Raw genomic sequence first — 23,544 nt, forward strand, 5'->3', positions numbered from 1 at the left:
AAATTTCTCACAATCTTTTTAGATTAAAAATTTTTTAAATTGAGGTGATATCCATGTCAAAAATTTATTTTTTTCTTTAATTATAAGACAGACTGCTAAATTTTCATTAATAGACAATTTTTTTGCTTTTTTAACACCTAGTAATAGCAATGCAGTATCCCAACTGTCTGCTTCTAAAGCAGTTGAAGAAATAACACTTACTGATACTAAATTGTTTTTTATAGGGGTTCCTTTTTCAGGATCAATAATATGTGAAACATTCTTACTATGAAGAAAATAATAATTAAGATAAGTGCCTGCTGTACTAATAGATTTGTTATTTAAATTAACGAGTAATTGAATTGATCTTTTTTTATCTGTAGGTTTTTGAATCGCGATAATTTTAGTCTTATTGTTAACTAAAACTGTACCTCCTATCGAAATAGTATAATTTTTTATTCCTTTTTTTTTTAGTATACAAGATAAATGATCTACAGCAAACCCTTCACCTAGTGTAGAAAGATTTATTTTCATACCATTTATGTTTTTTTTTAAATATATTCCATGTGAATTATTAATAATTTTTAAATTGTGAATACCTGTAAGATTTATATTTTTTTTAATGGTATTTATTAAAGGGTAATGGTGTGGTTTTTTTTCAGTTCCAAAACCCCATAAATTAATTAATGTGCCAATAGTGATATCTAGTTTTCCATTAGTTTTTTTGTGCATTGTCAGTGCTGTTAAAATAATTTTTAAAAATTTTTTATTAATTTTTAATAGTTTATATTTTTTTAATTGATTAAATTGATAAACTAAAGATTTTTTTTTCCAAGGAGATAATAATTGTTCATCTGCATCTAGATTTTTTTGTATTAATTTTTTTATGTATTTTATATTTTTTATTTTTGTATTAGGAATTTTTACTTGCCAGTATGTTCCCATGGTTTTTCCTTGCAATTGTATTGTTTGTGTTTTTTTTTTATTTTTTATAATAAAGAAAAGTGTTAAAAAACATAAAAAAATACCAATTATTTTGTTTAATATCATATATAAAACCATATATTTTAAAATAGAAAATAATATTATATAGAAATATAGTTATTTACAAAAATATTTAAAAAACTGCAATTTTTTAAATATTTTTAAGATATACTTTTTTATTTATCTACTAACGATTGATGGAGTTAATGAATTATGGAGTGTATAATAAGGGTTTATTTTAATTAAAAATTTTGTATTTTTTATTCGCTTTATCTATGAGATTAGATTGTAATTTATTGAGAAAGAAATAATGAAAAGAATAAATATAGTATTAGGCGGAACAGTATTTATTTTAACTCTGTTACTAAGTTTCGGAATGTCTTGGGGAAATGAAAAATCTGTTTCTAATAATATTTCCTCTATACATGTAATTCCTAGTTTAGCACCTATGCTAGAAAAAGTTATGCCTTCAGTAATTAGTATTAATATTGAGGGAAGTACTATAATTCAGAATTCTCGTTTACCGCATCAATTTCAACCATTTTTTGGTGATAATTCTCCATTTTGTCAAGGTAATTCACCATTTCGAAATTCTCCATTTTGTCGTTCTAATCCTAATTCTGATAATACAAACGAAAAGTTTCATGCACTAGGATCAGGTGTTATTATAGATGCTGAAAAAGGATATGCTGTAACTAATAATCACGTTGTAGAAAATGCAAATAAGATTCAAGTACAATTAAGTGATGGACGTCGTTATGAAGCTCATGTAATTGGAAAAGATCAACGTTCTGACATTGCTTTAATACAATTACAAAATGCAAATAATTTAAGTGCAATTAAAATTGCAGATTCTGATAAATTAAGAGTAGGTGATTATACTGTAGCAATTGGAAATCCGTATGGTCTTGGTGAAACAGTTACATCTGGTATTATTTCTGCTTTGGGGAGAAGTGGATTAAATATTGAACATTATGAAAATTTTATTCAAACTGATGCAGCTATTAATAGAGGTAATTCCGGTGGTGCATTAGTTAATTTAGATGGTGAATTAATAGGTATTAATACTGCGATATTAGCTCCAGATGGAGGTAATATAGGAATTGGTTTTGCAATTCCTGGAAATATGGTTAAAAATCTTACAGCACAAATAGCTCAATTTGGTCAAGTAAGACGTGGTGAGTTAGGTATAATAGGAATGGAATTAAATTCTGACTTAGCAAGAATAATGAAAATTAATACTCAAAAAGGAGCTTTTGTTAGTCAAGTCCTACCTAATTCATCTGCATTTCAAGCTGGTATTAGAGCCGGAGATATTATTGTATCTTTAAATAAAAAACTGATTTCTAGTTTTGCAGCATTACGTGCTGAAATTGGATCTTTACCAGTTGCTACTAAGATGGAATTAGGTATTTTTCGAAATGGTATTATTAAAGATGTAATTGTAGAATTAAAGCCATCGCTTAAACAAAGTATGAATTTTGGAGATATTTATCCAGGTCTTGAAGGAGCTGATTTTTCTAATTTTTCTATAGATGATCAAAAGGGTGTAAAAGTAGATAATGTTAAAATAAATACTCCAGCTGGAAAAATTGGTTTTAAAAAAGATGATATTATCATTAAAGTGAATCAAAAATTAATAAATGATTTAGATGACTTGAAAGATGAATTAGCTCATAAACCAAGCATATTAGTTTTTAGTATAAAAAGAGGAAGTAGTAATATTTATTTAGTTAGTGAGTAATAGTTAAAAAAACAGTTTATTATATGATTCCGCCCTATTTTTTTAAAATACGGGCGGTTTTTAATGTTAATTTAAACCACGTAATAATTTGTTAATTTCTACTTTACTTGTAGTTTTATGGTCTACTTTTTTAACAATAACTGCAGCATATAAATTATATTTTCCATTTTTAGATGGCAAACTACCAGAAACTACTACAGAATTCGAAGGAATTTTCCCGTAAGAAATTTCTTCAGTTTCTCGATTATAAATTTTAGTACTTTGTCCTATAAAAACGCCCATAGATATTACAGCACCTTCTTCTACAATTACTCCTTCTACAATTTCAGAACGAGCACCAATAAAACAATTATCTTCAATAATAGTAGGATTATTTTGTAAAGGCTCTAATACACCACCTATTCCAACTCCTCCTGATAAATGCACATTTTTTCCAATTTGTGCGCATGATCCTACAGTCGCCCATGTATCTATCATACTTCCTTCATCTATATATGCACCTATATTTACATATGATGGCATAATTACTGTATTGCAATTAATAAATGCGCCATATCTAACAGTAGCTGGTGGTACTATTCTAACTTTTTCTATTTCAAAATTTTCTTGAGTATATTTATTGTATTTAAGTGGAATTTTATCGTAATAATTAGTATTTTTACCTAAAAAAATGTTATTTTTTGTAAAATATATATATAATAATATTGCTTTTTTTAACCATTGATGAGTAATCCATACATTATCTTTTTTTTCTGAAATACGTAGTTCCCCTTTGTTTAATAAACTTAATATATAAGCGATAGTTTCATAAGTTTCAATATCAATATTTTTAAAATTAATTTCATTTCTATTTATATAAGCATTTTCAATTATTTTTTTAAATTTTTTCACTTTAAATTATCCCAATTTAATTATATTGAATTTTAACAAGAAAAATAAAAACATTTATTTTTATTAATTGATAAAACTAGGAAGTATTTTTTCTTTTTTTTGCCATGTTAAAATATCACATCCATAATTTGTAACTAGTATAGTATGCTCATATTGAGCAGATAATGAGTGATCTTTTGTTTTAACAGTCCATCCATCTTTCATACATTTTACCTCTGATTTTCCTGCATTTATCATAGGTTCAATAGTAAAAATCATTCCTTTTTCTAGAATCATTTTATTTTTATTTTTATAATGCAATATATGTGGTTCTTCATGAAATGAAGTACCAATACCGTGTCCACAATATTCTTTTACAACTGAAAAACCTTGTTTTTCAACATAATTTTCAATTGTTTCTCCAATTTTTAAAAGTGGTACGCCTGATTTTATAATTTTTAAAGATGTATAAAGGCTTTCTTGAGCAACTTTACATAAACGTTTAGATAGAATACTTGTTTCTCCTACAAAAAACATTTTTGAGGTATCTGCATAATAGTTATCTTTAATAACTGTAACATCAATATTAACTATATCTCCTACTTTTAAAATTTGTTTTTTACTTGGAATACCGTGACATACAACGTCATTAACAGAAATACAGACAGATTTTGGAAAACCATGATATCCTAAACATGCTGGAATAGCATTATTTTGCATGATAAAATTATGACATATATTATTTAGTTCTTCTGTACTTACATCTGGTTGAACATATTTTTCAATCATTTCTAATACTTTTGCAGCTAATTTTCCAGATATTCTCATTTTTTCTATTTCTGATTTTTTTTTTATCATATGATTCATAACATTTAACCAATTAAAATATATAAAGTTTAATTTGTATAAATTATAGTTTATAAAATTTAGTTATAAAAATTTTTATTTTAATATTTAACGAGTAATTTAAAAAAAATAAAATACGTTAATAATTATTACTGTTCTTAAATATTGAATATGATATATTTCATTTAATTTATTAGATATATTTAATATGATGTGAATATACAAGATATTTATATTTTTCATTTAATATAAAAGTTATAGAATTGTTATTAATATTCATTTTTTAAAATTTGATTTTTTAATTAGGAGATTTTTATGGAAATAGTGTCAATGAGAGATATGTTAAAAGCTGGAGTTCATTTTGGACATCAAACTCGATATTGGAATCCAAAAATGAAACCATTTATTTTTGGTTCTAAGAATAAAGTACATATTATTAATTTAGAAAAAACTCTTCCTATGTTTAATTTTGCTTTGTTAGAATTGAGAAAAATCGCTTTTAAAAAAGGAAAAATATTATTTGTTGGAACTAAACGTGCTGCTAGTATAAAAATAAAAGAAACAGCAATAAATTGTGATCAATTTTATGTTAATCATCGTTGGTTAGGTGGAATGTTAACTAATTGGAAAACAGTACGTCAATCTATTAAACGTTTAAAAGATTTAGAAATAGAATCTAAAGATGGTACGTTTTTAAAACTTACAAAAAAAGAAGCGTTAATACGAACAAGAGAATTATCTAAATTAGAAAATAGTTTAGGTGGTATAAAAAATATGGGAGGTCTTCCAGATTGTTTATTTATCATTGATGCTGCTCATGAGCATATTGCAATTCAAGAAGCAAATAATTTAGGAATTCCTGTTTTTGCTGTTGTAGATACTAATTCTAATCCTGATGGTGTAGATTATATAATACCTGGAAACGATGATGCAATTAGATCTGTTGCATTATATTTAAAAGCGGTAACAATGAGTATTTGTAAAACAGATCATCATACTTCAATAACTGAAGTTTTAATTAATTCAAAAGAAAATTTAGATATTGAATAAATATATATGTATATACTTATATTTATAAAACCTGCTAAGAGAAGATATTTATGATTGATATTCCTGCTTTATTAGTAAAAAAATTGAGATTACGTACAGGTGTTGGTTTTATGGAATGTAAACGAGCATTAATAGAAGAAAATGGAGATATTGAGTTATCAATTGATAATTTAAGAAAATCAGGAAAAATACAAGCTTCAAAAAAATTAAAAAATACTACGAATCATGGTGTAATATTTGCTAGTACTCAAAATAATATTGGAGTTATGATTGAATTGAATTGTCAAACTGATTTTGTAGCAAAAGATAATCTTTTTATTTCTTTTGGAAAAGAAATAATTTTAACGGCATTATCTGAAAAAATAAAAAACATTTTTGACATACAAAATTATTTTAAAATAAAAATAACAGAATTAATTGTAAAATTTGGTGAGAATATTAAAATTAATCGATTTGAAATTATTAATGGTAATAATATATTTTCTTATGTGCATGCTGGTCGTATTGGTGTGTTAGTTAGTGCTAATAATTTAAATCAGGATGTATTAAAAAACATTTCTATGCATATAGCAGCAAGTAAACCAGATTATATACATCCTAAAGATGTATCCAAAGAAATATTTGAAAGAGAATATAATATTCAATTAGAACTAGTAAAAAATTATAAGAAGCCTACTAATATATTAAAAAAAATAGTAGATGGTCGTATGAATAAATTTTTAAATAATATTTCTTTAGTTGGTCAAAATTTTATAATTGATCCAAATAAAAAAGTAGGTCAAGTATTAGATGAACATAATGGTAATATTATATCTTTTGTTAGGTTTGAAATTGGAGAAAATACAATTAAATAATTAACAGATATTAATTAATAGCAATATGATTTTTTTAAAATAACACTTATATTTATTTTTAAATATATTAAATATATTCGGATTAAAAAAATGTCTACCAATACAAAATTTATATACCCCCGTATTTTATTAAAAATAAGTGGAGAAGTTTTACAAGGAGTGAATAAATTTGGTATTGATGTGAATTCTTTAAAAAAAATAGCTAAAGAAATAAAATTAGTATTAAATATTGGTGTACAAGTTGGATTGGTAATTGGAAGCGGAAATTTATTTCGTGGATCAACGTTATCTAATATCGGAATAAATAGAATAGCATCTGATCACATTGGTATATTATCAACAATAATTAATAGTTTAGCGATGCATGACATCATGCAATATTATTCTATTCCTTCTTGTGTAATGTCTTCGATACCAATAAATGGAATGTGTGAGACTTATAATCATCGACAAGCAATAAAACTTTTATCTAATAATTATGTAGTTATTTTTGCAGCTGGAATCGGTAATCCATTATTTACAACTGATTCTGCAGCATGTTTACGTGGTATTGAAATACAAGCAGATATTATTTTAAAAGGGACTAAAGTTGATGGAGTGTATTCTAAAGATCCAAACAAATATGCCCATGCAACTTTTTATAAAAAATTAACTTATGAGGATGTACTTAAAAAAGAATTAAAAGTTATGGATCTCTCTGCTTTTGCCCTTGCCAGAGATCATAATTTGCCAATTCGAGTTTTTAATATTAACAAATTTCAATCTTTATATCATATTATTACAGGACATGATGAAGGTACTATTATTACCACATAAAATATGAAATATTTTTCTGTAATTATAAATATTTTAAAATATACAAAAACATTATTTAAAATTAAATAACAAATAGATATTATAGGTAAATATGTGATTAATGAACTTTTTATTAAAATCAATCAAAAAATGGAAGTATGTATTAAAAATTTTCAAATTCAAATGAGTAACATTAGAACTGGTAGAGCATCTCCAGATTTGCTTAATAATATATATATTGAATATTTTGGTTCTAAAGTCCCGATTAAGCAAATTTCTAATATAGTGGTTGAAGATTATCATACTCTTAAGATAAATATATTTGATAGTTCTAACACGACTACAATTAATAAAGCTATTTTAAATTCAAATCTCGATTTAAATCCAGTAATACATGGAAAAGATATTATTGTACCAATACCGGGTCTAACAGAAGAAAGAAGAAAAAATCTTATTAAAATTATAAGAAATAATGCTGAAAATACTCGTATTTTTATACGTAATATTCGTAGAGATGCCAATGAAAAAATTAAAATTTATTTAAGAAATAAAATTATTGGAGAAGATCAAGAACATAGTTCACAAAATAAAATTCAAAAAATGACAGATGATTATATTAAAAAAATAGAAAATATTTTACTTTTTAAAGAAAAAGAACTTATGAAATTTTAACATAGTTAAAATAAAATAAAATTTATATATTAAATATTTATGAAAATGTCTATTAAAAAATTTTTATGAAGAAAATCACAATTTTAGGATCAACTGGTTCAATTGGTATAAGTACAATATCTATTATTAAAAAACATCCTGATCTATTCAAAATAGTTGCACTAGTTGCAAATAAAAATTTTGCTATAATGTTAGAACAATGTAAATTATTTTCACCTGATTGGGTGGCCATGAAAAATGAAACATCTGCAAATATACTTAGAATTAAATTAAAAGAAGAAAAAATTAAAACACAAGTTTTATCTGGTAATAAAAATATTTCTGCATTAGCTTCTTTAGAAGAAAATGATTATGTAGTATCTGCTATTGTTGGAATGGCGGGTTTATTACCTACATTATCTGCAATATATGCTGGAAAAACTATTTTATTAGCTAATAAAGAATCTTTAATTACTTCTGGTTGTATATTTATGAATGCTTTATTTTGTAGCAATGCTAAAATTATTCCTATTGACAGTGAACATAATGCGATTTTTCAAGTTTTACCTGAACGTCTACAAAAAAATTTAGGAAAGTTTAATTTACAAGAACATGGAATTAAATCTATTATTTTAACTGGATCAGGTGGTCCATTATATCATTTAAAAAAAGAAGATTTACCTTTTGTAAAACCTGAGCAAACATTTGCTCATCCAAATTGGAATATGGGTAAAAAAATATCAGTAGATTCAGCAACTATGATGAATAAAGGTTTCGAATATGCTGAAGCAAGATGGTTATTTAATGCTTCAGCTGATGAAATTAATATTTTAATTCATCCTCAATCAATTATTCATTCTATGGTAGAATATATTGACGGCTCAGTATTAGCTCAAATTTCAGTTCCAGATATGAAAGTAGCTATTTCGTATGCAATGTCATTTCCTAAACGTATTTCTTCTGGATCTAATTATTTGGATTTTAAAAAATTAAATTATTTAAATTTTTTTGAACCAGATTTTAAGCAATTTCCATGTTTAAAATTAACAATTGATGCTTTTTCTCATGGTCAGTCAGCAATGACTGTATTAAATGCTGCTAATGAAGTTTCTGTATCTGCTTTTTTAAGTTCAAAAATTAAATTTAATAAAATTTTTGAAATAAATAATGATGTTTTAATGTCTTCTTCTTTTTCAGAACCAACTTCTGTTTTAGAAATCTTAGAAATTGACAAAAAAGCTAGAATACAAACAGAAAAAAAAATATCCTCTTTAATTTGAAATTATTAGCATTTTTAAAAAAAATTATTTTTAGAGAATATATATGTAATATTATATAAATACTTAACATGCAAAAAAATAAAAAAAAAATACCTCTTCATGTTGCCATAATTATGGATGGCAATGGAAGATGGGCTCAAAAAAAAGGTAAAATACGTTCTTTTGGCCACAAAATAGGTTTTAAAGCAGTAAAAGAAACGATAAAATTTGCTATTAAAAATAACATAAAAGTATTAACATTATATGCTTTCAGTAGTGAAAATTGGAAACGTCCAAAATTAGAAGTAATTTCTTTACTTAAACTTTTTTTGTTTACATTAAATAATGAAATAGAAAATTTAAATAAATACAATATTTGTCTTAAAGTAATTGGTGACATAACTTTTTTTAATAAAGAATTACAATTATCTATTTATAATGCAGAAAAAAAAACTATAAAAAATAGCGGTTTGACTTTAAATATTGCTGCAAATTATGGTGGTAAATGGGATATAGTACAAGGTGTAAAAAAAATAATTGCTGATGTTAGAAATGGATATTTAGATATAAATCAAATTGAAGAAGAAACATTTTCTCAATATTTATCTACTAGTACTTTATTACCGGTAGATTTAGTAATTAGAACTGGAGGTGAAAAAAGAATTAGTAATTTTTTATTATGGCAAATCGCATATTCTGAATTATATTTTACCGATATTTTATGGCCTGATTTTAATAAATTTATATTTCAAGATGCAATTAATTATTTCAGCACGAGAAAACGTCGTTTTGGAGGATTTATTGAAGATCAAAAGTAATTTTAATATTATTTAAATCTTAAATTTTTAATCTAAATACAACAAACATCTTATTTTTATTTCTTAATTTCTTTTAGATTGTATGGTATAAATACATACAAAGTATTAGATCTATTGCAGGAAAAATTGCAATAATGTTAATTAAAAAATTTTTTATGATTTTTTTGATGTTTTTTAGTATAAATATTTACTCAAAAAATTTGTGGACTATAAAAAACATTGAATTTCAAGGACTAAAATATATTTCAAAAGATGAAGCATTAAGGCATATTTTATTTAATATTGGTAGTACAATAACCAAAAATGATATTAAAAAAAGTATTAAATCTTTATTTAAAACAGGAAAATTTGAAGATATTAAAGTTTTTTTTTCAGAAAAATCAATTATTTTTAAAATAATAGAACGACCTTTAATATACAATATTAGTATTTCAGGTAATCATCTAATTAAAAATGATATTCTTAATAAATATCTTGATCAATTAAATATCAAAGTAGGTAGACAATATAATCCATATTTAAAAGATGTTTTTATAAAAAATATACAAAATTTTTACGATCATATTGGAAGATATCAGTCAAAAATTAAGGTATTGACAACGTTTTCTTCAAATAACAAAATTAATTTAAAAATATTAATTGATGAAGGACATTTAACTCAAATAAATTATATCAAAATTCTCGGAAATAAAAATTTTTCACGAGATAAAATAATTTCTTTATTTAAATTAAAAGATCATAAACCCTGGTGGAACTTTTTAGAAAAATGTATTTATTATTCTAATCAATTAGAAAAAGATTTAGATAATTTAAATAAATTTTATTTAAATAGAGGATATTATTATTTTCATATAGATAAAAAAATAATTAATTTTTCAAAAAATAAAAATAAAGTGAATATTATTTTACAAATTTTTGAAGGAAGCAAATATAAAGTTTCTCATTTTTTTGTTAACGGTAATGTATTACACTATTACGAACAAATAAAAAATTTGATTACTATCAATAATAATGAATTATATAATCAAGAAAAAATTGATTTAATTGTTCAAAAAATAAAATATTTTTTATCTGAACATGGATATATTAATACTCAAATTTTAATTAATCCTGATATAAATGTTCGAACAAAAACTATAATTTTAAATTTTAATATAAATATTAATGAACGTTATTTCGTTAATAAAATACTTTTTAAAGGTAATGAATTAACTAAAGATATAGTTTTACGACGTGAAATAAAACAAATAGAAGGTAAATGGTTTAATACAAAACTAATTAATTTAGGTAAAGAATCATTAGAAAAAATAAAATATATTCATGATATTGTAGTTACAAAAGATTTTTTAGATGATAAAAAAAATGCAGTTAATGTTATTTATGAATTAAAAGAAAATCCTACTGGTACAGTAAATTTTGGATTAGGTTATGGAAAAGATAGTGGATTAAGTTTCAATGCTTCACTTTCAAAAGATAATTTATTTGGATCTGGTAATTCACTAAAGACTAGTATTATTAAAAATGATAATCAAAAATATGCAGACTTATTAGTGACATATCCTTATTTTTTTGAGAATGGTACTAATTTGAATAGTAAACTATTTTATAATGATTTTAAATATCATCTTAATGACATGTCTATTCTTAAAAAACAGACAATTGGATTTGAAAATGATTTAAGTTTTTTGATTAATAGTTTTAATAGATTTAATATAGGTTTTGGATATACTCGAAATAATTTAATTAATGAAAATAATTTAACTAATATAAAAAATAAAAAAAATATTATAAATAATACAGTTCAAACATTTGATGATCAGTTTTTAAAAAATAGCTTAGTGAATGATTTTACTTTAAATTATTCATTTTTACATAACACTTTAAAAAATTTTTATTTTCCTATTTCTGGTAATCAAACTTATTTAAGTGGTAAAAACACTATTCCTGGTTCTGATAATAGCTTTTATAAAATCTTGTTAGATACTGAACAATATATACCTTTAGATCAAGAAAAAAAATTTATATTTTTAACTCATTTCCGAGCTGGTTTTGGAGATAGTTTTAACCAACAAAAGTTGCCTTTTTATGAAAATTTTCATTCAAATAGTTCAAATAATATTCGTGGATTTCGTATTCATACCATTGGTCCAAAAAAAGAATATACTGTTAGTAATCTAAAAGAATGTTTAGGACATAAAAATAATAATTTTTGTGAATCTTTAGATTCAATTGGTGGTAATGCAATGGTTATTGCTAATTTAGAATTAGTTTTACCAATTCCATTCATTGAAGAAAAGTATACACATTTTCTTCGATCTTCCTTATTTTTAGATATTGGTAATATTTGGGATACTAGATCTAAAAAACAAAAAAATACTTCTAATTTACAGTTTATAGATTTTAGTAATTTAAAAAATATTTATTCTTCTATTGGTGTTTCTTTGCAATGGTTTTCACCTATTGGTCCGTTAGTTTTTTCCTATGCTTATCCTATTCAAACAAATGAAAATAATCAATTAGAAGCATTTCAATTTAATATTGGTAAAAATTGGTAATTTAAATAAATTTGGTTTTTTTAAAAATAAAGACTTAATTTATAAAAAATGTATTTATTTGATGTTATCACTTTTAAAAGGTGAATATTTTGAGTTCTAGTTATAATTTTTTGGATATTAAAAAAATTTTAAAAATTTTACCACATCGTTATCCTTTATTATTAATTGATCGAATTTTAGATTTTAAAATTTTTCATTATTTACAAGCATTAAAAAATTGTACTATAGATGAACCATTTTTTCAGGGGCATTTTTTAGAAAAACCAGTATTTCCAGGTGTTTTAATTATTGAGGCTATGACTCAAGCAGCTGCTATTTTAATTTATAAAAGTACAGGAATATTAAATATTAATAAATTATATTATTTTGTTGGTATTGAAAATGCGAGATTTAAAAAAAATATTATCCCTGGAGATCAAATATTTATTCAAGTGATTTATTTAAAAAATAAAAAAAATTTAATTAAATTCAAAGTGTATGCAATGGTAAATAATATAAATATTTGTCATGCTACTATTCTTTTTTATAAAAAAAATTAATATTAAATAAAATATTTTTATATTAAATTCGGAAAATAAATGCATTCACCAAAATTTGTACATCTTCATGTACATAGCGATTATTCAATGTTTGATGGTTTATCTAAACCAGAAGATCTAGTAAAAAAAGCAGTTTCTTTGAAAATGATAGCTTTAGCTATTACAGATTTCAGTAATTTATATGGTGTAATAAAATTTTATAATTCTGCACATAAATTTGGTTTAAAACCTATTATTGGCACAACAGTGAAATTTATTTCAGAATTCGTAAAGAATGAATTAGTAGAATTAACTATATTAGCTAGCAATGAAAAAGGATACAAAAATTTAATTTTGTTAATTTCTCGTGCTTATACAAAAGGATATATTAATAATAAGTTTGTTACAATAGAAAAAAAATGGCTTTCAGAACTTAATCATGGATTAATCCTACTTTCAGGAGGGTGTCGTGGTGAAATTGGAAAAATTTTGTTAAGTAAACAATCTTCATTTATATCTTCTTGTTTAAAATTCTATGAAACATATTTTCCTTCTTCATATTATCTGGAATTAATGAGAACAGGAAGAAAAAATGAAGAAAAATATTTACATTTAGCTGTAGATTTGTCTTATTGTAAAGGTATTCCAGTAGTAGCAACTAATGATGTATGTTTTTTAAATAAAGAAGATTTTAAAATTCACAAAATTAGAATTGCTATTCATGAAGGAGAAACTTTAAAAAATTCTAAAATTCAAAATAACTATAGCCAAAATCAATATTTAAAAAGTGAAAAAGAAATATTTGAGCTGTTTTCTGATATTCCAGAAGCATTAATTAACAGTGTAGAAATTGCAAAACGTTGCAATGTTTTTATATCTTCTGGACAGTATTTTTTACCACAATTTCCTACAGGTAAAACAAGTATTCAAGATTATTTGATTATTAAAGCAAAAAATGGATTAAAAAAACGTTTAAAAGTACATTTTACAAATTGTAAAATAAGTAAAGAAATTTATTTAAAATATAAAAAACGTTTAATGATGGAGTTAAATATAATAAATAAAATGGGTTTTCCTGGGTATTTTTTAATTGTTATGGAATTTATACAATGGGCAAAAAATAATAATATCCCAGTTGGACCTGGAAGAGGTTCAGGTGCAGGTTCATTAGTTGCATATGCATTAAATATAACTGAAATAAATCCTTTATTATTCGATTTATTATTTGAACGATTTCTAAATCCTGAACGTATTTCTCTACCTGATTTTGATATTGATTTTTGTATGGATAAACGAGATAGAGTAATTGAACATGTTTCTGATATGTATGGTAGAGATGCAGTAGCTCAAATTATTACTTTTGGAACAATGACAGCAAAAGCTGTAATTCGAGATGTAGGAAGAGTTTTAGGTTACCCTTATGGGTTTATCAATCATTTATCTAAATTAGTACCATTAGATCCTGGAATCACACTTAATGAAGCTTTTTCTAAGAAATCTGAATTATATAATCTTTATAAAAATAATGAAGATATTAAAAAATTAATTGATATATCTAAAAAATTAGAAGGAGTAAATAGAAATATTGGAAAGCATGCAGGTGGTGTTGTAATTTCTCCGACCAAAATTACTGATTTTTGTCCTTTATATTGTGACGAAAATGGAAGTAATTCTGTTACTCAATTTGATAAGAATGATATTGAATATGTCGGTTTGTTAAAGTTTGATTTTCTTGGTTTACGTACATTAACAACAATTAATTGTACAGTAGATATGATTAACGTAAAATTATTACCGAATGAAAAAAAAATTAATATTAATTCTATTTCATTAGATGATGAAAAATGTTTTCTTTTATTAAAAGAATGTAAAACTACTGCTATTTTTCAATTAGAATCTTATGGAATGAAAGATTTAATTAAAAGATTAAAACCAGATTGTTTTGAAGATATTATTGCACTTTTAGCACTTTTTAGACCTGGTCCTTTACAATCCGGAATGGTAGATAATTTTATAAATCGAAAGCATGGATATGAAAAAATTTCATATCCTGATTATAAATGGCAGCATATACTTTTAAAACCAGTATTAAAATCAACCTATGGTATTATTTTATATCAAGAACAAGTTATGAAAATTGCTCAAATTTTAGCGGGTTATACTTTAGGAAAAGCTGATATTTTAAGACGTGCTATAAGTAAAAAAAATTTTAAAGATATGGCAAAGCAAAGAAAAATTTTTTTAGAAGGATCTAAAAAAAATGGAATTGATTTAAAATTAGCATCAAAAATTTTTGATTTATTGGAAAAATTTGCTGGATATGGATTTAATAAATCACATTCTGTAGCTTATGCGTTAGTTTCTTATCAAACATTATGGTTAAAATCACATTATCCTGCTGAATTTATAGCAGCTACTATGAACTCGGATATAGATAATACAGAAAAAATTATCATTTTAGTTCATGAAACACTTAATTTAAAATTAAAAATGATTCCTCCTAATATTAATTTAAGTAAATATGAATTTTATGTAGACAATTCTAACAATATAGTCTATGGTCTTGGGGCTATAAAAGGAATAGGTGAAAATTCAATAAAAAGTATTATTGAAGAAAGAGATAAAAACGGTTATTTTTATGATTTATTCGATTTATGTATGCGTTGTGATCCTAATAAAATAAACCGTAGAATATTAGAAAAACTAATTATGTCTGGTAGTTTAGATGTTATAGATAAGAATAGAAATTGTTTGCTTAATTTAATTGAAGATGCAATTAAAGTTTCAAAAGAATATCTACGAATTAAAAATAACCGGCAAATAAGTCTTTTTGGGGATTTTAAAGATGAATTAAATATAATAAAAAAAAATAATTTATCTAAATTTTCACATCTTAATCAACAAGATCAATTAAAAAATGAATATCAAGTTTTAGGTTTTTATTTAACAGGACATCCTATTAATCAGTATTTAGCAGAACTAGAATATTATGTAAATGTTTTAAAAAATTTAGAATTAAATTCCAGTCATAAAAATAAAATAGTTTTAGGAATTGTTATTTCAATTAAAATAAAAACAACTAAAAATAAAAATAAAATAGCTATATTAATATTAGATAACTATAATAGTCGTTTTGAAGTTGTAATTTTTAAACAAGTGTTTAATTTATTTGAATATTTAATTAAGTTAAATGAAATTCTAATAATAAAAGGAAAAACAGATTTAACTAAAAATAAAAAAATAATAGCATATGAAATTTTTAACTTAACATTATTAAGAGAAAAACATCTTAAAAAATTAGTTATTACATTAACGAAAAACCATGATCAATTTATTTTAGAAAAATTATATAAATTATTAATCCAACAAAATCAAGGTGGTGTTTTTGTTCATTTGTTCTTTAAAACAAAACAAATTTATTTTAGTTTAATTAAAAATAAGAATTTTTATATCACTGTTAGTAATGAATTTTTAAATGAATTAAAATCTTTAGTCGGAAAAGAACAAGTACAATTAAAACTACATTAAATAAGATTTTTTATAAAAATTCTTTGATATTTTATAATTTTATATACTATATTTTTATAATTTTTTAAAATATATAAATAAATTATTTTAGTTTGTTTTTTAAAAAATTAACAATATCTTTTAAATTAATAAGAATATTTTTTTTATTTTTACGTTCTCGATATTCAACATTACTGTTATTGACATGACGCGCACTAATAACAATTTGATGTGGAATACCAATTAAATCTATTTCATTAAACATAATACCAGGTCTTTTATTACGGTCATCTAAAATTACATCTATTTTTTCATTTTTGATATTTTTATATAATTCTTCTGAAATTTTTTTAGTTTTTTGACAATTATTTATATTAATAACTAAAATAGCCACTTCAAAAGGTGCAATCGAATTTGGCCAAATAATCCCTTGATTATCATAGTTTTGTTCAATTATAGTTGCGATAATACGTGTTATTCCTATCCCATAACATCCCATATATAAATTTTTTTGATTTCCCAATTTATCTTTTATTAACATGTTCATCTTTTCAGAATATTCTTTTTCTAATTGAAAAATATGTCCGATTTCAATACTTTTTTTAATTTCCAATGGATTTTGTTCATTTGGTCCTAAGTCATTTTTTGTAATATTTCTAATATCAATAATATTTGGAATAGGAATATCTACATTCCAGTTTACATTAATAAAAAACTTTTTATTAATATTTGCACCAATAGTAAAATTTTGCATATAATATACAGAAACATCAGCAAATATAGGAACATTTAAATTCCAAGGTCCTAGAAATTTTTTTTCAACTCCTATTAATTTAATAATTTCTTTTTCATCTAGAAATTCTAATGGTTTTTTGAGAATATTAATTTGTTCTACTTTAAATAAATTCAATTCATGTTCTGCTCGTATTAGTATAGCAGCATATGAAAATTTTTTATTATCATAGGTTCTAATTAGTATTGTTTTCACTAAATTTTCAGTAATATTTTTAATTTCATTAATATTTTTAATAGATTTTATGCTTTTTGTTTTATTGTGAATATTATGATCTTTTTGTTTGAAAAAATTAATGGATTCTATTGATTGAGCTGTATTAATATTAGAAGCATATGAAGTATTTTTTGAAAAAACTATTTTATCTTCTCCATTATTAGATAATGCTTGAAATTCATGTGAAATTTTACCACCCATTGATCCAGAATCAGCACTTACAACACGAAATTGAAGTTTCATTTGATTAAATATATTTATATAACTTTCATAAAAATTATTATAAGTTTTTTCTAAGCATCTTTTATTAATATGAAATGAATACGCGTCTTTCATAATAAATTCACGAGATCGAATAATTCCAAATCGTGGGCGTATTTCATCTCTAAATTTAGTTTGAATTTGATACATAATTAATGGTAGTTCTTGATAAGAATGTATTTCATTGCCAATTAAATACGTTATAACCTCCTCATTAGTTGGTCCTAATATAAATTTTTTATTACGTCGATCAAAAAATCGGAATAGTTCTTTTCCGTATACATTTAAACGTCCACTTTTTTTCCATAGTTCTTCAGGTTGAATAATAGGCATAGAAATTTCTAAAGCATTAATTTTTTTCATTTCATTTGTGATGATTTTATTTACTTTTTTTAAAACTCTCAAACCTGTTGGTAACCAAATATATAAACCTGAAGATAATTTTCTAATCATCCCACTTCTAAGCATAAGTTGATGACTAATTATTTCAGTATCATGAGGATTTTCTTTTAAAGTTAGTAGTAAATATTGACTTGCTCGCATATGGTTAATATCTCAATATGAATAAAAGTGATATAAAAATTAAAATATTTATTTTCAATTCTTTTGTGCTCATTCTATTATATAATGAAATATTTTATAAGATATTTTTAATACTTTAAATTTTTTAATATTAATTATACTTGGTTTAAAATATATAAATTAATTTCTATTTAAATAAAACAATAATAATGGTTAAAAATATTTAAAATGAATCATGATATGCATGAAGAGAAAACTGAACAACCAACTGAACATCATATTAAAAAATCTCGAAAAAAAGGTAAAACAAGGTATTCTCGAGAATTAAATTCTTTGTTAATTTTGATAGTTGGATTTTTAAATTTATGGTGGTATGGAGATTTAATTGTACTTGAATTTAGTAAAATTATGTCTAATAGTTTTCGTTTTAATAATAGTATCATCTTGAATGAACAAAATACTTTATTAGATATAATAATTTCTTTAAAAAAAATTTTTATTATTTTTACACCATTTTTAGGATCTTTATTTTTTATAATTATAATGCCTGCTATTTTGTTTAGTGGTGTAAAATTTAATTTTACATCATTAAAATTTAGTTTTAAAAAAATAAATTTAATAAATGGATTAAAAAATATTTTTTCTATAAAAATATTGATTGAGTTTTTTAAAAATATGTTAAAGTTGCTTGTTGTTGGGAGTGTGACTTTTTGGTATTTACGTGTGCATTTTTTTGAAATAATATTTTTTAATATGAAAGATATTTTTTCTGTTTTTTCGTTTGTATTTAATATTATTATTTTATGTTGTATTTTAGTGATTTTGAGTTTAATTCCAGTTATAATTTTCGATATTTTTTGGAATTATTTTAAATATCAAAAACAATTAAAAATGACTCGTCAACAAATAAAAAATGAATTTAAAGAGCAAGAAGGTCATCCACATTTAAAAAGTAGAATACGACAGCAGATGAAAGAAAATTTTAGAAGAAGAATGTTGTTAAATATTCCAAAATCTGATGTTGTTATAACTAATCCTGTACATTACTCAGTAGCATTAAGATATGATGAAAAAAATATGAACGCACCTAAATTAATAGCAAAAGGTATGGGAGATGTGGCTATACAAATACAAAATATTGCAATTAAGCATGATATTGCTATAATTTCTTCCCCTTCATTAGCTCGTGCATTATATCGTTATGCAGAAATAGGACAATATATTCCAGGGCCTCTTTATAAAGCTGTTGCAGAAATTTTAGCATGGGTCTGGAAAGTAAAAAAATGGAAAAAAGAAGGTGGAACTTTTCCAGAAAAACCAAAAAATATATCTGTTCCATCTGAATTTAATTTTACAGGAGAAAGTAAAAGTAATGGTTAATTTTTCTTCTATTTCTCGTATCATAAAAAATTTTAAAAATATCGAATTAAAAGTATTAGCAGGTCCGATACTTATTTTAATTATTTTATCAATGATGGTTTTACCATTAGCTCCATTTATTTTAGATGTTTTTTTTACTTTTAATATTGCTTTATCAATAATTATTTTACTTGTTTCTATGTTTACTCGTAAAACTTTAGATTTTGCTGCTTTTCCAACTGTTTTACTATTTTCGACCTTATTAAGATTGGCGTTAAATGTTGCATCTACGCGTGTGATTTTTTTAAATGGTCATACAGGAACACATTCAGCAGGTAGAGTAATAGAATCATTTGGTCATTTTTTAGTGGGTGGGAATTTTGCAATTGGCATAGTTGTATTTATTATTTTAGTCATCATTAATTTTATGGTTATTACAAAAGGAGCTGGTAGAATAGCAGAAGTTGGAGCTAGATTTATCTTAGATGCAATGCCTGGAAAGCAAATGGCTATTGATGCTGATTTAAATGCAAGTTTAATTGGAGAATCAGAAGCTAAAGAACGTCGACTTCAAATTACACAGGAAGCTGATTTTTATGGTTCTATGGATGGAGCAAGCAAATTTGTTCGAGGTGATGCAATTGCTGGTATTTTAATTATGATTCTTAATGTGTTTGGAGGCTTAATTATTGGAATATTTCAACATAATATGTTATTAACCAAAGCAGCAGAAGTTTACACTTTATTAACTATAGGAGATGGTTTGGTTGCTCAAATACCTGCATTGGTAATTTCCACAGCAGCTGGTGTAATTGTTACTAGAGTTAGCACTAATCAAAATGTTGGTGAACAAATGATTAGTCAGTTGTTTTCTAATTCTCAAGTTATTTTGTTAAGTGCTGTTGTTTTAGGTATTCTTGGTTTAGTTCCTGGTATGCCAAATATAATATTTTTAGTTTTTACAATAGTATTATTTGTTCTTTCTTGGTGGTTAAATCAAAAAAAATATGTTTTTAAAAGTGATATTTCTTCAAATTATAATGATCAATATAAACCAATTTTAAAAACAACTTCTGAAGCTTCTTGGAATGATGTTGAATTAGAAGATCCTATAAGAATAGAAATTGGATTAAATTTAATTCCTATTATAGATTCTAAAAAAAGCGATAATTTATTAGAAAAAATTCACATTGTTCGTAAAAAGGTTGCAAAAGAAGTTGGTTTTTTACCACCTTTAGTACATATTAAAAATAATGTAAATTTAATTGGCAGTGCATATCGTATTTTTATTAAAGGTTTAGAAGTAGGTAACGGAAAATGTTTTTATGGAAAATTAATGGCTATTTCTACTGGTAATGAAATAGAATCATTACCCTTTGACAAAGTTATCGAACCTACTTTTGGTTTGTATGGTTATTGGATTGAAAAATCTTTTCAAATAGAAGCTGAACAAAAAGGATATTCTGTAGTTGACTCAAGTTCCGTCATTGCAACACATTTAAATTTTTTAATTTTAAAGCATATTAATGAATTATTTGGTCGTTATGAAACTCAACAATTATTAGAACGTGTTAACGCGACAATACCTAAATTAGCAGAAGATTTAATACCTAATGTAATTGATTTGACAACTCTACATAAAATTTTAAAAAATTTACTTTTAGAGAAAGTTCCAATACGAGATATGCGTACTATTTTAGAAACGTTATCAGAACATGCTATTAATCAAAAAGATTCTAATGAATTAACTAGTATTGTTCGAATTTCCTTAAGTAAACTTATACTACAAAAATTATTTTATAAAAAAAATATTATTGAAGTTATTGTATTAGAAACAAGTTTGGAAAAATTATTATTAGATAGTTTAAAAGGTGAAAAAGTTAATATAGAACCAGGTTTATCTGAAGTTTTATTGTTAAAAACTAAAGAAATAATTGAAAAACAAAAATTAATTCATGCTCCGATTGTTTTATTAGTACCGCATCCTCTACGATTATTTTTATCTAAATTTTTACGTATTCATTTTCCAGAATTAACTGTTTTATCTCAGTTTGAAATTACAGAATTAAATAATATAAAAGTTACTAATGTGATTGGAAGTTCATAACATTTTAAAAAGTACAGATTGGTGTGGTTTTAAGTGGTACGTTTCATTAGTACTACATTATTTCCTCACCTTACTGATATTAAAATAATCTTATTTTTACATTTTTTTTAGTATTTTTATTCCTAAAATATTAAGTCCTTTTTTTAATGTTTTTGCTGTTAAGAAACATAATTTTAATCTACTTTTACTAGTTTTAATTTTTTTATTAAATAAAATTGAGCAATGTTCATAAAAATTAGAAAAATATGTGGCTAATTTATAAAGATAATTACACATAATGTGTGGGGTTCCATTTTTTTCTATTATTGAAATAATTTCTTCAAATTCTAATATTTTAATTGCTAATTTAATTTCACTATCTTTAGTCAAAATAATTTTTTCTGAAATTTTATGTATGTGTATCATAGACTTTTTTAAAATAGATGTAATTCTTGTATAAGCATATTGTATATAAGGAGAGGTATTACCTTCAAATGTCAACATAGTATCCCAATCAAATATATAATTAGTATTTCTATTTTTAGATAAATCAGCATATTTTACTGCGCTAATTCCTATGATATTTGATAACTTAATAAGTTTTTGATTAGATAAATTGGGTTTTTTTTGCTTAATTAAATTTTTAGCTCTATTTATTGCTTCTTCTAATAATTGATTAAGTTTGATAGTGTTTCCATCACGAGTTTTAAAAGGACGTTTATTTTTAGATAGCATCATTCCGAATGTATGATGTTCTAATAAAAAATTTTTAGGAATATAACTAGCTTTTTGAGCAATAGTCCAAGCTTGTAATAAATGTTGATGTTGACGTAAATCAGTATAGTATATAATTCGATCAGCACGTAATGTTTCATATCTATATTTTATACAAGCAATATCAGTTGTTGAATATAGATAAGCTGTGTCTTGTTTTTGTATCACTACTCCCATAGGTTGACCTAATCTATTTTGAAATTCATTCAAAAAAACAATAATAGATCCATTTTTTTCTATAGCTATTTTTTTTGCTTTAAGATCTTCCACAATATTCGGAAGCATTTTATTGTATAAACTTTCTCCCATAGTATGTTTTTTATTTAACGTTACATTAAGTTTTTTATATATTTTATAGTTATAATTCATTGTAATTGAGACGAGTTTTTTCCAAATAAAAAAGCAATTTTTATCTCCATTCTGTAATTTAACTACATATTTTTTTGATTGTTTTTCAAAGTTTTTATCTGAATCATATTTTTTTTTTGATTTACAATAAAATTTTTCAATTTCTTTTAGTGAAATAAGATTTTTTTTTAATTTGTTTTCTGTTTGCTTGTATTTTAAATATGCAATTAACATTCCAAATTGTGTACCCCAGTCTCCAATATGATTTGCTCTGATTACATGATGACCTAAGAATTCTAAAGCTCTTACTGTAACATCTCCTATAATTGTGGATCTCAGATGTCCTATGTGCATTTCTTTCGCTATATTTGGAGAAGAATAATCAATTACTATTCTTTTTTTAGGGTAAACATGTTTGATACCTAGACGACTTGATGTAAATACTTCTTCTAATTTTTCTGACAACCAATTCTGATTAATAAAAATATTGACATAACCAGGATGAGAAAATGTTATTTTCTTGTACATACTTTTTATATTAAGAAAAAGAAATATTTTTTTATACAAATCATATGGTTGGATATTAATTTTATTAGATATTTTTATAAAATTATCAACTTGATAATTTCCGAATTCTGGTTTTTTACTCGATATAATTAATGGTTTACAACAAATTTTTAAATTGGTATTAATTAAAGCTTGTTCAATATCTTTTTTTATTATATATTTTATTTTCATTTAAATCCTTTATTATC

At 23.6% G+C, this 23,544-nt stretch carries 17 protein-coding genes; 12 read left to right on the forward strand and 5 right to left on the reverse strand.

Going from position 1 to position 23,544, the window contains the following annotated elements:
- Positions 1 to 18 precede the first annotated feature (18 nt).
- Positions 19 to 1,029 carry an FAD:protein FMN transferase gene (locus tag D9V64_RS01155; protein ID WP_187308568.1) on the reverse strand — a complete coding sequence of 337 codons (1,011 nt, stop codon included), beginning with the start codon at positions 1,027 to 1,029 and terminating at the stop codon, positions 19 to 21.
- Positions 1,030 to 1,273: 244 nt separating this feature from the next.
- Here D9V64_RS01155 and degP point away from each other — a divergent pair, with 244 nt between their 5' ends.
- Positions 1,274 to 2,707 (forward strand): serine endoprotease DegP, encoded by a 1,434-nt coding sequence (gene degP / locus D9V64_RS01160; protein WP_158366500.1) that lies wholly within the window; start codon positions 1,274 to 1,276, stop codon positions 2,705 to 2,707.
- Positions 2,708 to 2,773: 66 nt separating this feature from the next.
- Here degP and dapD read toward each other — a convergent pair whose 3' ends face one another.
- A complete protein-coding gene (gene dapD, locus D9V64_RS01165) occupies positions 2,774 to 3,598 on the reverse strand; it encodes a 2,3,4,5-tetrahydropyridine-2,6-dicarboxylate N-succinyltransferase (protein ID WP_158366502.1) in 825 nt (274 codons plus the stop codon).
- Between the two features lie 63 nt (positions 3,599 to 3,661).
- Positions 3,662 to 4,444, reverse strand: a complete 783-nt coding sequence (gene map / locus D9V64_RS01170; RefSeq protein ID WP_158366504.1) for a type I methionyl aminopeptidase — start codon at positions 4,442 to 4,444, stop codon at positions 3,662 to 3,664.
- Positions 4,445 to 4,738: 294 nt separating this feature from the next.
- Between map and rpsB the strand changes: the two genes are divergently transcribed.
- From rpsB to dnaE, 9 genes are all read left to right on the forward strand, one after another.
- Positions 4,739 to 5,473: a 30S ribosomal protein S2 gene (rpsB, locus tag D9V64_RS01175; RefSeq protein WP_158366506.1), complete on the forward strand. Its 735-nt coding sequence runs from the start codon at positions 4,739 to 4,741 to the stop codon at positions 5,471 to 5,473.
- Positions 5,474 to 5,523: 50 nt separating this feature from the next.
- Positions 5,524 to 6,327 carry a translation elongation factor Ts gene (gene tsf, locus D9V64_RS01180; protein ID WP_158366508.1) on the forward strand — a complete coding sequence of 268 codons (804 nt, stop codon included), beginning with the start codon at positions 5,524 to 5,526 and terminating at the stop codon, positions 6,325 to 6,327.
- A 90-nt stretch (positions 6,328 to 6,417) separates the two neighbouring features.
- On the forward strand, positions 6,418 to 7,143 hold the full coding sequence (gene pyrH / locus D9V64_RS01185; protein WP_158366510.1) for a UMP kinase: 726 nt from the start codon (positions 6,418 to 6,420) through the stop codon (positions 7,141 to 7,143).
- A 93-nt stretch (positions 7,144 to 7,236) separates the two neighbouring features.
- On the forward strand, positions 7,237 to 7,794 hold the full coding sequence (gene frr / locus D9V64_RS01190; protein ID WP_158366513.1) for a ribosome recycling factor: 558 nt from the start codon (positions 7,237 to 7,239) through the stop codon (positions 7,792 to 7,794).
- Positions 7,795 to 7,859: 65 nt separating this feature from the next.
- The gene (ispC, locus tag D9V64_RS01195) at positions 7,860 to 9,053 is read left to right on the forward strand and encodes a 1-deoxy-D-xylulose-5-phosphate reductoisomerase (protein WP_158366515.1); all 1,194 of its coding nucleotides are present in this window, start codon (positions 7,860 to 7,862) and stop codon (positions 9,051 to 9,053) included.
- Between the two features lie 68 nt (positions 9,054 to 9,121).
- A complete protein-coding gene (uppS, locus tag D9V64_RS01200) occupies positions 9,122 to 9,850 on the forward strand; it encodes a polyprenyl diphosphate synthase (RefSeq protein ID WP_158366517.1) in 729 nt (242 codons plus the stop codon).
- 167 nt (positions 9,851 to 10,017) lie between these two features.
- Positions 10,018 to 12,405, forward strand: coding sequence for an outer membrane protein assembly factor BamA (gene bamA / locus D9V64_RS01205; RefSeq protein ID WP_261979794.1), 2,388 nt, complete (start codon positions 10,018 to 10,020; stop codon positions 12,403 to 12,405).
- A gap of 89 nt (positions 12,406 to 12,494) precedes the next feature.
- Positions 12,495 to 12,944: a 3-hydroxyacyl-ACP dehydratase FabZ gene (gene fabZ / locus D9V64_RS01210; protein WP_410051767.1), complete on the forward strand. Its 450-nt coding sequence runs from the start codon at positions 12,495 to 12,497 to the stop codon at positions 12,942 to 12,944.
- Positions 12,945 to 12,983: 39 nt separating this feature from the next.
- Positions 12,984 to 16,451: a DNA polymerase III subunit alpha gene (gene dnaE / locus D9V64_RS01215; RefSeq protein ID WP_158366523.1), complete on the forward strand. Its 3,468-nt coding sequence runs from the start codon at positions 12,984 to 12,986 to the stop codon at positions 16,449 to 16,451.
- Positions 16,452 to 16,533: 82 nt separating this feature from the next.
- On the opposite strand, the gene D9V64_RS01220 is transcribed toward dnaE, so the two are convergent.
- On the reverse strand, positions 16,534 to 18,243 hold the full coding sequence (locus D9V64_RS01220) for a proline--tRNA ligase (protein WP_158366525.1): 1,710 nt from the start codon (positions 18,241 to 18,243) through the stop codon (positions 16,534 to 16,536).
- Between the two features lie 219 nt (positions 18,244 to 18,462).
- Between D9V64_RS01220 and flhB the strand changes: the two genes are divergently transcribed.
- Together flhB and flhA are read left to right on the forward strand one after the other, a co-directional pair.
- Positions 18,463 to 19,602, forward strand: coding sequence for a flagellar biosynthesis protein FlhB (gene flhB / locus D9V64_RS01225; RefSeq protein WP_261979795.1), 1,140 nt, complete (start codon positions 18,463 to 18,465; stop codon positions 19,600 to 19,602).
- Positions 19,595 to 21,688, forward strand: coding sequence for a flagellar biosynthesis protein FlhA (gene flhA / locus D9V64_RS01230; RefSeq protein WP_158366529.1), 2,094 nt, complete (start codon positions 19,595 to 19,597; stop codon positions 21,686 to 21,688). The genes flhB and flhA overlap by 8 nt, the downstream gene beginning before the upstream one ends.
- Positions 21,689 to 21,784: 96 nt before the next feature.
- On the opposite strand, the gene argS is transcribed toward flhA, so the two are convergent.
- Positions 21,785 to 23,527 (reverse strand): arginine--tRNA ligase, encoded by a 1,743-nt coding sequence (argS, locus tag D9V64_RS01235; RefSeq protein WP_158366531.1) that lies wholly within the window; start codon positions 23,525 to 23,527, stop codon positions 21,785 to 21,787.
- Between the last annotated feature and the right edge of the window lie 17 nt (positions 23,528 to 23,544).

Source organism: Buchnera aphidicola (Aphis nerii), from assembly GCF_005083105.1.
Taxonomy (GTDB): Bacteria; Pseudomonadota; Gammaproteobacteria; order Enterobacterales; family Enterobacteriaceae; genus Buchnera; species Buchnera aphidicola_AS.